The 16,182-nt window shown below is 37.5% G+C and carries 14 protein-coding genes; 9 read left to right on the plus strand and 5 right to left on the minus strand.

The window, feature by feature from the left end; translation table 11 throughout:
- Positions 1-34 precede the first annotated feature (34 nt).
- Entirely contained in the window at positions 35-2,779 is a 2,745-nt protein-coding gene (locus GGR22_RS08920; protein ID WP_121375987.1) for a TonB-dependent receptor, read from the minus strand.
- Positions 2,780-2,963: 184 nt separating this feature from the next.
- On the opposite strand from GGR22_RS08920, the gene GGR22_RS08925 reads away from it, so the two are divergent.
- Together GGR22_RS08925 and GGR22_RS08930 are read left to right on the plus strand one after the other, a co-directional pair.
- Entirely contained in the window at positions 2,964-3,647 is a 684-nt protein-coding gene (locus tag GGR22_RS08925) for a response regulator transcription factor (protein ID WP_121375988.1), read from the plus strand.
- A 3-nt stretch (positions 3,648-3,650) separates the two neighbouring features.
- Positions 3,651-4,694, plus strand: a complete 1,044-nt coding sequence (locus GGR22_RS08930) for a sensor histidine kinase (RefSeq protein ID WP_182493349.1) — start codon at positions 3,651-3,653, stop codon at positions 4,692-4,694.
- Here GGR22_RS08930 and GGR22_RS08935 read toward each other — a convergent pair.
- Positions 4,668-5,726 carry a glycosyltransferase gene (locus tag GGR22_RS08935; protein WP_121375990.1) on the minus strand — a complete coding sequence of 353 codons (1,059 nt, stop codon included), beginning with the start codon at positions 5,724-5,726 and terminating at the stop codon, positions 4,668-4,670. The genes GGR22_RS08930 and GGR22_RS08935 overlap by 27 nt on opposite strands.
- Positions 5,727-5,939: 213 nt before the next feature.
- Here GGR22_RS08935 and trmB point away from each other — a divergent pair, with 213 nt between their 5' ends.
- The 3 genes from trmB to GGR22_RS08950 are packed head-to-tail and all read left to right on the plus strand — an operon-like array spanning position 5,940 to position 7,582.
- Positions 5,940-6,614, plus strand: coding sequence for a tRNA (guanosine(46)-N7)-methyltransferase TrmB (gene trmB / locus GGR22_RS08940; protein WP_182493350.1), 675 nt, complete (start codon positions 5,940-5,942; stop codon positions 6,612-6,614).
- A gap of 1 nt (position 6,615) precedes the next feature.
- On the plus strand, positions 6,616-7,242 hold the full coding sequence (locus GGR22_RS08945) for a LysE family transporter (protein WP_182493351.1): 627 nt from the start codon (positions 6,616-6,618) through the stop codon (positions 7,240-7,242).
- A gap of 10 nt (positions 7,243-7,252) precedes the next feature.
- Complete coding sequence (locus tag GGR22_RS08950; protein WP_182493533.1) at positions 7,253-7,582, plus strand: MGMT family protein; 330 nt, start codon at positions 7,253-7,255, stop codon at positions 7,580-7,582.
- A 38-nt stretch (positions 7,583-7,620) separates the two neighbouring features.
- Here the strand turns inward: GGR22_RS08950 and aqpZ are convergent, their stop codons facing one another.
- From aqpZ to GGR22_RS08965, 3 genes are all read right to left on the minus strand, one after another.
- Positions 7,621-8,325: an aquaporin Z gene (aqpZ, locus tag GGR22_RS08955; protein WP_121375994.1), complete on the minus strand. Its 705-nt coding sequence runs from the start codon at positions 8,323-8,325 to the stop codon at positions 7,621-7,623.
- Between the two features lie 102 nt (positions 8,326-8,427).
- Positions 8,428-9,750 carry a sensor histidine kinase gene (locus tag GGR22_RS08960; RefSeq protein ID WP_182493352.1) on the minus strand — a complete coding sequence of 441 codons (1,323 nt, stop codon included), beginning with the start codon at positions 9,748-9,750 and terminating at the stop codon, positions 8,428-8,430.
- 1 nt (position 9,751) lies between these two features.
- On the minus strand, positions 9,752-11,095 hold the full coding sequence (locus tag GGR22_RS08965; RefSeq protein ID WP_182493353.1) for a sigma-54-dependent transcriptional regulator: 1,344 nt from the start codon (positions 11,093-11,095) through the stop codon (positions 9,752-9,754).
- A gap of 142 nt (positions 11,096-11,237) precedes the next feature.
- Between GGR22_RS08965 and GGR22_RS08970 the strand changes: the two genes are divergently transcribed.
- From GGR22_RS08970 to GGR22_RS08985, 4 genes are all read left to right on the plus strand, one after another.
- On the plus strand, positions 11,238-12,476 hold the full coding sequence (locus GGR22_RS08970; protein WP_182493354.1) for an efflux RND transporter periplasmic adaptor subunit: 1,239 nt from the start codon (positions 11,238-11,240) through the stop codon (positions 12,474-12,476).
- Positions 12,477-12,478: 2 nt separating this feature from the next.
- Positions 12,479-12,916 carry a hypothetical protein gene (locus GGR22_RS08975; RefSeq protein ID WP_182493355.1) on the plus strand — a complete coding sequence of 146 codons (438 nt, stop codon included), beginning with the start codon at positions 12,479-12,481 and terminating at the stop codon, positions 12,914-12,916.
- Between the two features lie 51 nt (positions 12,917-12,967).
- On the plus strand, positions 12,968-13,666 hold the full coding sequence (locus tag GGR22_RS08980; protein WP_121375997.1) for an ABC transporter ATP-binding protein: 699 nt from the start codon (positions 12,968-12,970) through the stop codon (positions 13,664-13,666).
- A 92-nt stretch (positions 13,667-13,758) separates the two neighbouring features.
- Positions 13,759-16,182: an ABC transporter permease gene (locus GGR22_RS08985; RefSeq protein WP_182493356.1), complete on the plus strand. Its 2,424-nt coding sequence runs from the start codon at positions 13,759-13,761 to the stop codon at positions 16,180-16,182.

A 16,182-nucleotide genomic window follows, 5' to 3' on the forward strand; every position in this document is an offset into this window, starting at 1 on the left:
AAGGACTGCCTTTTTTTATGATGAAGATTCTTTTTTAGAATAAATTGTATTTGATTCCCAAGCTGAAATCAAGGCCTGTTTTATAAGAATATGTAGTAACATCTCCTTCGGCATTTTCTTGGTATCTTTCAATTTTACTGTCTAAAAGGTTTTTGACATTGAAGCTAATGTTCAAACGATCGCCAATAGCAGCACTTGAAATTAAATTAAGAGTCGGGATGCCTTTCTCCATTACGTTTCCTCCCGTCTGGATGTTTCCTAGAGAGTAAATCCTGTCATGGAAATAGTTTCCAACCAATGAGATTGTCGGTTTGAATGTGCCGCCTTCAATTCTATAAGTAATATCTGCATTTACCAAAAGAGGAGATGCGCCTTGCAGTCCGTCTTTTGTATCGTTAAAGCTAACACTGATCGTATTGTTTGTTTCAGCAGCAACTTTATCTGAATCTAGTTTTTGCTCAGAATACATATACGTGAAATTGAAACCAGCTGACAGGTTTTGTTTGTCTTCAACGTTCCAGATATTTTTTCTGACTTCAAATTCAGCTCCAACAACAAAGGCATTGTCACCAGCATTCACGAAAGTATTGTCATTCAAAGCAGAATTCAATCTCGCTTTACTGATAGGGTCGATTATGTATTTTCCAAAACCGGTAATAGAAAACAATTCGTCTTTGCTAGGGAACATTTCCCATTTGATATCAAAATTGTAATTGTCTGACGGATTCAAGAAGGCGTTACCTACGGTGCTTTCTCCAACTACTTCAAATCTGAAAGGGGCTTTTTCGATAAATTGTGGCAATGTGTATGTTTTGCTTACCGCAGCACGAAGATTTTGTTTGTCGTTTAAGCTGTATTTCAAGGTAGCTACAGGAAGAATGTACAATTCGTCGATTTTCGCATCATTGAAATTTACGTTTGGCAATGAGATGTTTGTATCCCATTCCATTTCTTGTAATACTTTTTCAGCTCTAACGCCAATAGTATACGTCAGTTTTTCTGATGGAGAATATTCAAAATTAACCAATCCAGAATGAACGTCTAAGTCTGCTGAATACGTAAAAGGCTTAAGGCTTCCTGCATTTCTTGAAGTCAAGATTTTGAAAGTATTGTTGATGTTTGTTGAATTAGACTGATTGTCTGCATTCAAGAAATCATCAATTGTATTCGCTGTTGTAGGAACGCTTCCGTTGATTCTGAAGTTGAACTGTGTTGCTTCAAAATCTCTTGTTTTCATTTTTCCATTATATCCAAAAGAAAGTTTTCCTTTGTAGTCTTCGCCTTCACCTTTGAAAAGTTTGTATGAAAAAACAGCTTTTGCCGCAATTTCATTTTCTTCAAGCGATTGGAAATATCGGTTATTGGTTGATTGTGAATTCGTGTTGAATGTAAATCCGTTAGCTCCTTCAAGCAAAGTACTTGTAATCCTGTCTGGCATGTCAGAATTTACCATTCCATAAGATCCGCCCCAGTTTAGCTCTAGCCTTTCAGTAAGAACATCTCTTCCTAAAAGCTGGTTTACAAATAATTTATTTTGCTCGGTGATAGTTTGTCTTGTGAAACTGTTTGTGCCATTTTCATTAAAAAAGTCGTATTCATTCACATCGCTTTTAGATGAGTTGACAAAAACACTGTTTAATTTCAAGTTGTGGTTTGAATTTATCTTGTAGGCAAGATTTACCATTCCGGTTGTCTTTGTGCCATACTCAAACTTGTTTACGTTATAGAAATCTTCAATTACGTTATCATTGGTATTTCCTATGTTTTTTTGAGATCCTTTTTTAAGGCCATAACCATTTTCAAAAGAAGCGGTTGCAAAAATGCTCAATTTGCTCTCTTCTCCAATATCAAAACTTGTTCCTCCAGAAATTCCAAAGTTTATATCAGCAGGATGATTTTCTGAATTCGGAACCCATTTGTTTTGGAATTGGTATGCATTGATGTTGTTCGGTTTTCTTACATTATAAAAACCAGTTTTTTCAATTCCATCGGCAACCTTAAAATTAGAATTGAATGCATTGTTGTTTAAGCCGCTTCCAATTTCAATATTTAATTTTCCTTTTCCGTTGTGTTCCTTTGAAACGATGTTGATGTTCGCACCGCCAACATCTCCATAAGAATCTGTATAATAGGTTTTGCTAACTCCTACCGATTGGATTACATCTGTAGAGAATAAGTCCAATGCCACGTTTTTGTTTGTCGGCTCGTTTGAAGGTAATGGAAGTCCGTTTAAAGTCGTACTGTTATATCTGTCACCCAATCCGCGTACAAAAATACCGCTGCTTCCTTCTTGCTTAGAAATTCCGGTAACTTTGGTTACTGCAGCTGCGGCATCACTTACACCTTTACGGGCTAATTCCTGAGCCCCGATGCTTTGAGTGATTGTTACTGCTTTTTGCTGTTCTAAAAGCAAGGCCGCTTCTTTTTCACGACTTTGTACCGACTCAATCACAACGTCTTCAAGCGTTACGCTTCCAGAGCTTAGCGCTTTGTTTATTGTTTTTGTTTCTCCTTCTTTGATGCTTACACTTTCTTCTTGCGAATCATACCCTAAAAAAGCAAAAACCAAGACATAATTTCCCGGCTTTACAGTTAAAGTATATTTTCCGTCGATGTTTGTCTGGGCCGAAGTAGTAGTTCCTTTAACCGTGACTGTTGCGAAAGGCAACGTTTCGTTATTCAAATCTTTATCAGTAATTACTCCTGAAATCGTACCTTTGCTTTGTGCAAAACCAAGAGTGCTAAGCAATAAAGTAATGAATAATAGTTTAATTTTCATTTGTGTGATGTTTAAATTTGGCGCAAAGGAACGCTCGTTTTGTAAAGATGATGTTACTGACTTGTTACTATTAAGTTTCAAGAACTTTACTAAATTGTTACGATATTAAATTACCGTTAACACATATAATCCTTTTGTTTTATATTTACATTTACAACCGCTAAACGCATAATTTTTCCCAAACATGAAAAAGAAAGACATTAAGATTTTATTGGTTGACGATGAGCAGGATATCCTAGAAATTGTAGGTTATAATCTTTCGCAAGAAGGCTATCAGATTGTAACGGCAAGCAATGGAAAAGAGGCAATATTGAAAGCAAAAAAGGAATTGCCCCACCTGATTATCATGGATGTTATGATGCCCGAGATGGATGGAATGGAAGCTTGCGAGAATATTAGGAAATTGCCTGAATTGAGTAACGTAATCATTACGTTCCTGACGGCAAGAAGCGAAGATTATTCTCAAGTGGCAGGATTGGATGCAGGAGCAGACGATTATATTTCAAAACCAATCAAGCCGAAATTGTTGGTGAGCAAAGTAAAATCGTTGTTGCGAAGACTAAAAGAAGAAGAACAAAACTCTGAAACCTTGAATGTTGGCGGTATCGAAATCAACAGAGAAGAATACAAGATTATCCAAGACGGAAAAGAAATCATATTGCCGAGAAAAGAATTCGAACTTTTCTATTTGTTGGCATCAAAACCTGGAAAGGTCTTCAAAAGAGAAGAAATTTTAGACAAGGTTTGGGGCAATGAAGTCATTGTTGGCGGAAGAACAATCGATGTTCACATTAGAAAATTAAGAGAAAAAATCGGAGAAGAATTGTTCAAGACAATCAAAGGAGTTGGCTATAAATTAGAAGTATAATTAATGTCCGTAAGTTTCAAGAAAACATACCGGTTCGCGGTAAAATCATCGCTATACATTACTTTTTTCTCGACCGGACTGGCGGGAATCCTTACCAGCCTATTTTTTACTTTTTCTTGGAAATTCTGCCTTGCTTTTGCAATATGCATCGTCATTTTTTCTTTCTTCGTACTGCAATACCGCGTCGAAAGATTTATTTATAGGAGAGTGAAAAAAATCTATGACGATGTTTCGCTCCTTGAATCCACCAATTTTAGGTCACAGCCCATTACTACTGATATGGCGACGCTGACCAAGCAAGTTAAAAAATTTGCTACCGACAAAAAACTTGAAATCGAAACACTGAAAGTCCGTGAAGAATACCGAAGAGAATTCATCGGAAATGTTTCCCACGAATTAAAAACGCCGCTTTTTACTGTACAAGGTTATCTTTCAACATTGCTGGATGGTGCCATGAAAGACAAGACCATCCGCAAAAAATACCTGCAGCGAGCTGAAAAAGGAGTCGAAAGACTGATTTATATTGTCCAAGATTTGGACATGATTACAAAATTAGAAGCGGGAGAATTGAATCTAGTCAACACCCGGTTTGATATTTTAGAAGTCATTCAGAATGTTTTTGACTTGCTTGAAATGAAAGCTTCCGAAAAGAATATCATGCTCATGTTCGACTTGAAATACCTGAAGCCGATTTTTGTATATGGCGATAAGGAAAAAATTCAGCAAGTTGTCACGAATCTTGTCGTTAACTCCATAAAATATGGGAAAGAAGACGGAACGACAGAAGTCAGCGTGGAAGATCTAGTCAACAATAAAGTCATCGTCCGAATTATGGACAATGGCGAAGGAATCGAAAAGCACCATATCCCAAGACTTTTTGAACGTTTCTATCGCGTAGACAAAAGCGGTGCCCGAAGCGAAGGAGGTTCTGGACTCGGGCTTTCAATCGTGAAGCATATTATTGAAGCTCATGACGAAAAAATCTATGTGGAAAGCACGGTAGGAAAAGGCTCAGAATTCTCATTTACCCTCGAAAAGACAAAATAACTTATTCCAAGTTATTGCAGTCCCAAAGTTTTTTAATCCTTTAAACAAGTCGATTTCTAAAAGATTGTCAATCTTAAAATCTTCCTGCTTCGCAAAAGGAACCAATCCTTCTTTCTTTAGTTTTTTGGCCAAATATTCTTGTTCGTATTGGCCTGGAGTCGGTATAAAGAAAGCCTTCTTGCCCAACTGTGCCAAATCCATTATTGTAGTATAGCCAGAGCGGCAGAGTACCATTTCGCTTTCGTTAAACGTATTTTCCAGCTGTTCGGTATTCATGAAGTTGTAATAAGTCACATTGCCGACCTGCTCGACTTTTTGTTCCGGCTCAATCTTTCCTTTGATAAAAATTACCTTCCCTTTAAACAGATCCATTTCGGTAGTCAATTGCGTTTCCAGCATGCCGCGTTGCGGTTCTGGCCCCGAAAGAATTACCATCAAATCATATTTTTTATCGACCGGTCTTTTGTGCAAGCGACTTAATGGTCCGATGTATTTTATGTTGCTTTCCGGATTTTCAAGATGGCCAAGCTTACCCGAAAGATTTGGCTTTGTTTCTACATCTGGAATCCAGCACTGGCTGAATTTTTTGATGATACGCTGATGTACTTTGCTAGAAATCCAAGTCGTATTTCCAGTTAGTACGTTCAATTGGTGAGTAATAAAAACAGAAGGTATTTTTTTAGAATAGACGCCAAGTCGGTTGTCCGAAATAATTCCAGAAATATCATACTCATCAATCCATTGTCGGATTGTTTTTTTCTCCTGAAGTATGGCTTCGATCATTTTTGGAGAGTTCTTGATCATTTTCCATTTAAAGAAAGCCCCATTTTTGGCATATTCTATATGGTAAGACGGAAGTTCGAGGCTCTGCAAGTGCGGAAATTCTTTTTGGAGCATCTGCAGCGCAACTCCATCGGATGCTATAATCGGTGTATAGCCGTTATTTTCAAGCGCTTCTATGATAGGAATGCATCTTGTGGCATGGCCTAGGCCCCAGTTTAGCGGAGCAACTAATATTTTTTTTGAAGACATAGCGTTTCGGTCCTGCTTTTAAAAGTTTAAAAATAATCAATACTGTTTCGTTTTGCCGCACTACATGCCTGAAAGATCTAGGCAGGAGAGCGGGATACAATGGTTCATAAAGCCCGAATTTTAGCTCCAAATCTCTAATTAAATCTTAAGCAAGATAAAAGTAATTCAGTTCTTATATATTTCCTTAATTTTACCAAAATTTTAAATTAAGCCGTGGGAAGTAAAAATAAGTTAAAACGTTTTAAGGAAAACGCCACATTTGGCAATGTTTTTCAGCCAACTAGAGAAGAAGTGGTAAGCGGAGAATTTCCATTAAAAGGGAAATGGAATGCTTCTTTTTTTAAGAATGACAATCCTTTAGTTTTGGAATTAGGCTGTGGGAAAGGAGAATATTCCGTTGGACTGGCAGAAAAATATCCGAATAAAAATTTTATCGGGATTGATATAAAAGGAGCTCGTTTTTGGCGCGGCGCCAAGACTGCTGTAGAAGATGGGCTGCATAACGTAGCTTTTGTCAGAACACAGATCGAGTTGATTGACCATATTTTTGCAACCAGTGAAGTAGATGAAATCTGGATTACTTTTCCAGATCCGCAGATCAAATACAAAAGAACGAAACATAGGATGACCAATTCTGAATTCTTGCAACTATATAAAAAAATATTGAAGCCAGATGGCGTAATGAATTTAAAAACCGATAGCGAATTCATGCACGGCTATACGCTCGGATTGCTTCATGGCGAAGGGCACGAGGTTTTGTATGCGAATCATAATGTGTATAAAAACGAAGGAAGTCCGGAGGAAGTAACAAGCATACAGACATTTTATGAGAAACAATATTTGGAAATTAACAAGGCAATTACCTATATTAGATTTAAAATAAAGTAATATGGCAATTGCGATGGCGCTGTTGTGGGGAATTTTTCTATCGGCTGTTGGAATTGCTCTTCCCGGTTTGATAAACATGACGGCTGCTAAAATCAGTGTCCGCGATGGACGTTCACGTGCTTTTTATTTCGCACTGGGTGCCACTGTCATTGTTTTCTTCCAGACGTATATTGCTGTTGCTTTTGCAAAATTTATAAACAGCAGGCCTGATATTATCCATTTGCTACAAGAAATCGGACTAGGATTATTTACGTTGCTGACTGTTTATTTTTTCTTTATTGCCAAGAAGCCAAAACTTAAAGAAGAAGTCAGCAAGATCAGGACTAAAGTCGGAAGATTTTTCTTAGGGATGTTGCTTTCGGCCTTAAATTTTTTCCCGATTCCGTATTATGTTTTCGTCAGCATTACCTTGGCCAATAACGGTTATCTGGAATTTACACCGATCTTGATTTGGATGTTTGTCACAGGAGTCGTAATCGGATCGTTTTCTATTTTCTATTTATATATTATTTTCTTCAAGAAAATTGAGCACAAGACAAACTGGATGATGGAAAACATGAATTATTTTCTAGGTTCTGTCACAGGCTTGGTTGCCATTATAAACTTAATCAAGATTCTGAGGAATTAAGCTTTTGATGATGAAAGAAGATAATTTTTTTCAAAGAGTTTATGAAGTCGCAAGCCAGATTCCTTATGGACGAGTAACTTCCTATGGAGCTATTGCCAACTATTTGGCATCTAGAGGTTCGGCTAGAATGGTAGGCTGGGCGATGAATGCTTCTCATGGAAGAGATGATATTCCGGCACATAGAGTCGTAAATCGTAACGGACTTTTGTCTGGAAAGCACCATTTTGAAGGAACAAACCTAATGCAGCAGCTTTTGGAAAATGAAGGCATCGAAGTTGAAAATAATCAGGTCGTGGATTTTGAAAAACATTTTTGGGATCCAGGAATTGAATTGAGATAATAAAAAAAGGCGGGATAATTTCCCGCCTTTTTTATGTCTTATTCATCGTTTTTCTGCAAAAGAAATTTATAGGCAAATCCGGCCAACAAAGCACCTAAAATAGGAGCGGCCCAAAACAGCCAAAGCTGAGGGATATACTCTCCGCCGGCAAATAAAGCTTGTGAAGTAGATCTCGCTGGATTCACAGAAGTATTTGTAATAGGAATACTGATTAAGTGAATCAAGGTCAGTCCTAATCCAATAGCGACTCCCGCAAATTTTCCGTTAGCAAATCTGTCTGTAGCTCCAAGTATGATTATCAAGAAGAAAAATGTCAAAAGGAACTCTGCAATAAAAGCAGCTTCTAAAGAATAACCTTCAGGCGATAAGGTTCCAAAACCATTAGCGGCAAAAGCACCTGCCTTTGTCGGGTCAATCGCAAAACCTTCTTTTCCAGAAGCAATCAAATATAAAACTCCGGCCGCTGCAATTCCTCCTACTACTTGTGAAAGAATATAAGGCACCAACTCTTTTCCAGAAAATCTTCCGCCAGCCCAAAGTCCAAAAGAGACAGCCGGATTAAAATGTCCTCCAGAGATATGACCAACAGCATAAGCCATCGTGAGTACGGTAAGTCCGAAAGCTAAAGCGACTCCAGCAAAACCAATTCCCAAATTTGGAATTCCGGCCGCAAATAATGCGCTGCCACAACCGCCAAATACCAACCAAAATGTTCCAAAAAACTCTGCGAATAATTTTTTCATAAGTATAAATTATTAGGTTAATTAACACAAATTTATACTAAAAAATAAGACAATATTGTTTTTGTTATATAATTGTAGTTATTTTTTATAAAATAACAGGGATTATAATAAGCAGATAGTGAAACTTGTTTTGCCGTTTACGGAGCTAAAACTCAAATAACCGCCATGAGCCTCAATAATGTTTTTTGAAAGCGTGAGCCCGATTCCAGCTCCTTCTTTTCGAGTGGTAAAAAAAGGAAGGAAGATTTTTTCTTCAATGGCAGGATCAATGCCGCTCCCAGAATCGGATATGGTGATGAAGATTCGATTGTTCCGTTCTTCAGAAGCAATCTCTATGTTTTTTTCTGTTCTTTCTTCAAGAGCATAGAGGCTGTTTGTAAGCAGGTTGATCAGAACCTGTTCCATCTGAAACTTATCAGCAGTGATGCGTCTGTTTGATTCGATTGTATTTTTTACGGTAATTTTCTCTTTTTTGAAAAGAGGTTCCATTACCTGCAATGTGCTCTCAACTAACGAATTGAGTTCAATGTATTCTTTATTTGGAGTCGGGAGCATGGCCAGCTTGCGGTAGCTTTCCACAAAGTTTTGAAGGTGGTCGCTTCTATGAAGTATGGTGGTGACGCTCTGCCTAATGTCTTCCAAATCCTCTTTTGATAATGTTTCTTGGCGCATCACTTCATTGAGGTTTTGCGTCAGCGAGCGGATTGGCGTGATGGAATTCATCAATTCATGCGATATAACCTTCATCAGGTTGATCCAGGCTTCTTTTTCTTTTTTCTCGATTACTTTTTGGATAGAGTCAAGCAGGATGATATAATATTCCGTATCGTAAGTTTTTGTTTTAGAAGCTTGCAGTATAAAGGTCTGAGCAGCCTGTTTGTCTACGCTGATCTGTAAGGAAGTCTTGATTTCCTCGAAATCACGTTCTTCAATAATCGTACACAGCGAAGGCAATTGGTTTTTTAGGTAATGCCATTTTGAAACTTTCGGAACCTGAAAATGCTTTGAGAAATAGTCATTCATCAGAAAAATGTTCCAATTGTTTTCTTCTTTCTGCAGAATCAGGACGCCAGTTTCGATGTTGTTGAGAATGGAACGATACACCAAATCTTTTGAAACCTGCTCGTTCTGTTTTGCTTTCAGATTGTCGTACAGCCTGAAAAGCACCTTGTAATTGTCATACGAAGCATATTTTGAAAAGTCGGCGGCGAAGTCGTTATTCAGTATGGCATGAATTGTCTTGTCATAAAACAAAAACATGCTTCGTATGGCTGAAAATAATTCCAGTATTAAAAGAAACATGATGAAAAACAGAAAAAAGGAAGTATAAATCAAGCCCTTTTGAAGCAAGAAAAATCCAAAGGCGGTTCCTGCCAAGATAAGGCAGAATCGCAATAGCAATGCCGTATTTCTATTTGAAATCATCTTAATTGTCAATTTTATATTTCTCCATCCTTCGGTATAAAGAAGCTCTTGAAAGTCCTAATTCTTCAGCAGATTTGCTGATGTTGAAATTGTTTTTCTGCAATACTTTTTCAATGGTAGATTTTTCAATATCCGAAAGCTGCAGGTCGTCATTATTTTCTGCTTTTGAGATTGTGTCCAAGTCAAGGTCAGAAACTGTAATGGTATTGTTTTCACATAGAATCACGGCACGCTCGATCCTGTTTTCCATCTCGCGTATGTTTCCGTTCCAAGAATGTTTTTCCATCTGTGCCAAAGCATTATTGTCAAAGACAATTTCTTCACGATTGTATTTTTCGATGATCCGATCCAATAAAAACTCCGCCATCGGTATAATATCTTGTCGTTGTTCTCGTAAAGGCGGCAGTAGGATTTCCATAGTGTTGATCCTGTAATACAAATCTTCCCTGAAATTCTTGTGATTGACTTCCTGTTTTAGGTCGATGTTGGTTGCCGTAATGATTCGGACATCTAATTGCCTTGGCTTTGCTTCTCCTAATCTTGTTACTGATTTGTTTTGTATGACCTGCAATAATTTTGCCTGCAGGTGCAAAGGAACATTTCCAATCTCATCCAAAAAAATAGTTCCGTTTTGCGCTAACTCGAACCTTCCAGGCGTATCGTTTTTAGCATCCGTAAAAGCACCTTTGGCATAGCCAAAAAGCTCGCTTTCAAAAATATTGTCGTTCAGCGAACCCAAATCGACATGAACAAAAGGCTGAGCATTTCGGTTAGAATTTTGGTGGATGTAATTTGCGAGTACATATTTTCCAGTTCCGTTTTCACCTAAAATCAATACGTTCGCGTCGGTTTTGGCTACTTTTTCTGCTAAGGAATAGGCCTTCTGTATGCTGGAAGAATTCCCGATAAAAAAAGATTCTTTTTTTGGCGCTTTCGAGGCTTTCTTCTTTTCCTTCCTGCTTTCTTCTACAGCTGTTTTTACGACGGCCAACAGCTTTTCATTATCCCAAGGTTTTAAGATATAATCGAGTGCCCCGGCTTTTAGCCCTTCAACGGCAGTTTCTACTTTTCCGAAAGCTGTCATCAAGATTACGGAAGTTTGGGGCGAAAATGTTTTTATTTCTTTCAGAAGATAAATTCCTTCACGTCCGTCTTCAAATCCAATCCTGTAATTCATGTCCAAAAGAACCACGTCAATCTGGTTTCCCGACAAAGTATCGAGTATGTTTTTCGGATTGTTTAAGGTATGAATCGTCTCAAAATGTTTCTTCAAGACCATTTTAGAAGCAAATAAAATGTCTTCCTGGTCATCAATTACTAAAATAGTAGCTTGCGTTTTTTTCATCGACTGTTCGCTTTTGGACAAATACTGTTCATTTTCGGACACTTATGGTTTTATCTAAAAATAAAAAGTGCTGAAATATAGGGTCTTGTAGTTTTTAAAATCGTGGCACAAAATTACTATATAGTATCACAAATAATTTAATATGGACACTATCGTTCCTCGTAAAAATAGAAAAAATAAATACCTGTTAATTGGTTTGCCTCTTTTTTTATTGGCGGCTTATGTTGTATTTTCATCAGTCACTAAAAAAAGAGGATTGGATGTAAAAAAGGCGGAAGTTACAATCAAAACTGTGGAAAATGATTATTTTGAAGATTTCATTGTTTTTCAAGCGAAAGTAGAACCTTTAAATTCGATGCTCTTGAATGTTATTGAAGGCGGATCGATCCAAGAAATTTTTGTTGGCAACGGAGACTTCGTCGAAAAAGGACAGCCGCTAGCAAGATTGTATAATCCGAACACAGAACTAGGTTATATGACTCAAGAAACGTCGATGATCGAACAAATCAACAATCTTAATAAGGTAAAGCTGGATTTAAGAAATCAGGAACTGAATCTGGCAAAAGATTTAGTTGCTATTGAGCATGATTATCTGGATGCCAAGAGCCTGTATGAACTAAACGAGAAGTTATTCAAGGAACAGATCCTTTCAAAAAACGAATGGGAGAAGACGCAGGAAAATTTCAGATTCCAAAAAGAACGAAAAAATATAATCCAGCAAAGCATACAAAAAGAAAAACAAGCCAATAAAATACAGATATCCCAAATCAACCAATCGCAGGCAATCATGCAGAAAAGTTTAGAGATTTTAAGAACCAACAAAAAGAATTTTTTGGTTACTGCACCATTGTCGGGAAGACTTTCCTCTTTTGAACCTGTCTTAGGTAAAAATTATCAGGCTGGAGAAAGCATCGGAAAAATAGACGTGATGAAAGGTTATAAATTATTAGCAGATGTCGATGAATTCTATCTTGAAAAGGTTTCAGTAGGCCAAAAAGCAGAGATTGAATACAAGGGAGAAACTATTCAAGTGGTTGTTTCGAAGGTAATTCCAGAAGTAAAAAGCGGAAGGTTTCAAGTAGAGCTTAATTTCTTGAGCACAGAAAAATTAGACTTAAGGCAAGGCTTGAGTTTTGGAGTACGATTGATGCTTTCTGAAAAGTCGAAAAGCATGGTACTGTCAAAAGGAAGTTTTTATGAAGACACATCAGGAAAATGGATTTTTGTAGTAGACGGCGACAAAGCTGTACGAAAAGAAATCAAATTAGGAAGAGAAAATCCTTTGTATTATGAAGTTTTGGGTGGCCTGAAACAAGGCGACAAAGTAGTGACATCGTCCTATAAAGATTATAAAGACATAGAAATTTTAAATTTTAAATAATCATGCAAAAATTTTTATTACTAATAGCATTCCTGATATTGAGTTCATTTAGTCTTTTTGCCCAATCAGACGTCAAGAATGCACACATTGAAGCTCACGGAACACATTTCACACAGCCTGTCAAGGACAAAAAGTGGAGAAACGAAAACGGGAGGTCTTTTACAAAAGCAAAATATACCGAATATGACGGAGAGACCTTCGTCAAGATCAATACTTCGAAAGATATTGCTGTTGTATTGAAATACGAAATCAAAGTAGGCAAAGGCGAGTTAGAAATGGTTGTTGCCGACAGTCAAGACAAAGTACTTTTTCAAAAGACATTTTCAGAAGATGTCAAAAGCGAGACAGAAGTTTCGTTTCAAAAGTACCAAGAATACAGAATCAAATTTATAGGAAAACAGACCGGCGGCTCTTATTTCTGCCAATGGATCGAAAAATAATCATCGTCAATCATCAATCAAAAAACGAATAATCATTAAAAAAATCAAATCATGATCAAAATTCAAAATCTTTCAAAAGTTTTCAGAACAGAAGAAGTAGAAACTAAAGCGCTGAACGAAATTTCACTAGAAGTAAAACAAGGCGAGTTTGTAACCATTATGGGAGCATCCGGCTGCGGGAAATCAACATTGTTGAATATCGTCGGACTTTTAGATGATGTTTCTTCAGGAAGCTATAAGTTGCTGGGGCAAGAAATCAAAGGCCTAAAAGAAAGCGAAAAATCAAAAATAAGGAAACAGAACATCGGTTTTGTTTTTCAAAACTTTAATCTAATCGATGAGCTTTCGGTCTATGACAATATCGAACTGCCTCTGATTTATAACAATGTAGGTGCTTCCGAAAGAAAGAAAAAAGTTGAGGCTATGGCAGAACGATTGGCGATTTCTCACCGATTGAGGCATTTTCCGCAACAGCTTTCAGGCGGACAACAGCAAAGGGTTGCGGTCGCAAGAGCTTTGATCAACGATCCAAAAATTATTCTTGCCGATGAGCCTACAGGCAACTTGGACAGTAAAAACGGAAACGAAGTAATGGAGCTTTTGACCGACCTTCATGCCAACGGTGCCACTATTTTAATGGTGACCCACTCCGATTATGATGCTTCTTTTTCTCAAAAGACCATCTTTATGAAAGACGGAATCATACTTTCAGAGAAATTGAACAGCAGAAACGTGAATGTTTTAGCATAGTTTGTCAATAAGAATTGAAAGCAGAGGTATCAAGAAGAACCATCTTGATACCTAATGCTGGATTTAATCTATGAATCTCAAATAACAATCTTATGCTGACAAACTGGCTAAAAATATTTTTGTACCAAATCAAGAAGAACAAATTCTTCACGATCCTGAACATTTTGGGATTGAGCATAGCCATTGCTGGTTTGATATTCTCCATTCTGTATTGGAATGATGAACAGTCTTATAATAGCTGGAATTCTGAAAAAGAAAACGTCTTTCAGGTGGTAAATAATCAGCCACGATCAGGATTTTTAGCGTACAATGTGATGCCTCTAGGTGCACGTTTGAAACAGATTTCGCCCGAAGTAGAAGAATACTGCCATTTTAATCCAGGTTATAATGGAGCGCTTATCGAATACAAAGGCAAGACAGAATTAGTAAAGAAAATCTTAAGATCAGAAGGCAATTTTTTCTCTTTTTTTCCTTTCCAATTTATAAAAGGAAACGTAAAAACAGCCCTGAAAGAAAAAAACAATGTTGCGATTTCTGAAGAAACGGCCCAACGAATATTCGGCGATGAAGACCCAATGGGCGAACTGATAAAAGTAGGCGAAAAAAATTGCGTTGTCGGAGGCGTATATCGAATTACTGGGAAATCCTCAGTAGAACCGACAGCTGTCTTACGAGAAGAATACGAAGAAGAAATTAAAAGGAATGCCGATAATTGGGGAAGCCATACGAGTTTTTTAGTCGTAAAATTAAAAGACCCATCGGCCAAAGAAGCTGTCGAAAAACAGATTTATCAAATTTATATTGACAAGCAGGCCAAGGGCAACGCTAAAGCAAAAGGGATTTCGGTAGAGGCTTTCCTCAAAAATTATGGAGTGGATATTCCGTATCTAGAACAGCTAAAAACGGCCCGACTGCATTCCAAAGTCAGCAATGGTTATCCAGAAGGAAACGGCAACTACCAATTTCTGCTGATTATGCTAGGATTATCAATCTTGATCTTGGTGCTTTCCATCGTAAATTATGTGAATCTGGCGACCGCAAATGCAATCAGACGTGCAAAAGAAGTCGGTGTTCGCAAAATTATTGGCGCAACAAAAGCACAAATCGTGAGGCAGTTTTTATTTGAAACTGTAATTATCACAGTATTCTCAATACTTTTTGCCTTGGTGATTGTAGAACTTTTATTGCCTTATTACAACGAATTTTTGTCAAAAAACATGGCGATGCACAGCGGCCAGTTTTACCTTCAGTTGTTTTTGGTTTTTGTAATCACGGTTGTTTTTGCAGGCATTTTTCCAGCGCTCTATATCGCCAATTTTGATGTGCTGAAAGTGCTGAAAGGAAATTTCAGTCGAAGCAAAAAAGGAACCTGGCTCAGAAACGGCATGCTGATTTTCCAATTTGCGATTGCCTCTTTTTTTATCGTTGGCTCCTATATCGTCCACCAGCAGGTAAATTTCATGATGGATAAGGATTTAGGTTTTAATGGCAGCCAGGTCTTGGATATCAATCTCAATGAAATAAGAAAGGAAGATACTTACGAAATGATTCATAACGAATTATTGAAAATAAAAGGAGTAAAAGAGGTCTCATCTGGTAATTTTTCTTTTGGAGGCGGAGGCTATTTTACGACCGTTTTTGACTACAAAGGCAAAGATGTCGAAATAGAAAACATGTCGATGCAATTTGGAATGCTGGATATGATGCAAATCAAAATAGCAGAAGGGAGAAATCTTTCACCGGCCTATGCTTCAGACACGATCAGTTCAGTGCTTATCAATAGGGCTACTGCCGAAATGATGGGCGAAAAAGATCCTATCGGAAAAGAATTTCGCTTTGAAGATGAGGGCGATAATCCTGGCATACGAACCCTGAAGATTGTCGGTATTGTAGAAGATTTCAATACTTATGGACCCCAGCGAAAGATTCCTCCGATACTAATCTATCACATGAAAACCATTTCGGAAAGTAATTTTTTAAGCAGGATGTATATAAAAATTGCTCCTGAAAACATGGAAGAAACCATAGCCGCAATAGAACGGTTTTGGACGGCAAAAGTGGATGCCAAATACCCGTTCTCTTATGATTTTGTAGATAAAAATTTTGCACGCACTTATGAAGGCTATATCAGCCAGCGAAATTTGTTTTCGCTATTAAATCTGGTAGTTATCCTTATTGCTCTTTTCGGATTGTTTGCACTGGCTTCTTATTCGATTCAAAGCCGGATGAAAGAAATTGCCATCAGAAAAACATTAGGAGCTGATACAAAAACATTATTGTCCACGCTATCTAGGCAATATGTAGTTTTCTGCATCATTGGCTTTTTGATTGCGCTTTTCCCAGTCTATTATTTGTTAAACGGCTGGCTGGAGAATTTTGCCTACAGGATTAATATTTCCTTGCTTCCTTTTGTAATAGGCTTCTTTTTGTTAATGCTGCTTACGCTGACTGTGGTGATTTCAAGGGCCTATCAGGCAACACGAATCCATGTCTTGAAATATTTGAAATACGAATAA

Origin of the sequence: Flavobacterium gossypii, assembly GCF_014138495.1 — a bacterium.
Lineage (GTDB): Bacteria > Bacteroidota > Bacteroidia > Flavobacteriales > Flavobacteriaceae > Flavobacterium > Flavobacterium endophyticum.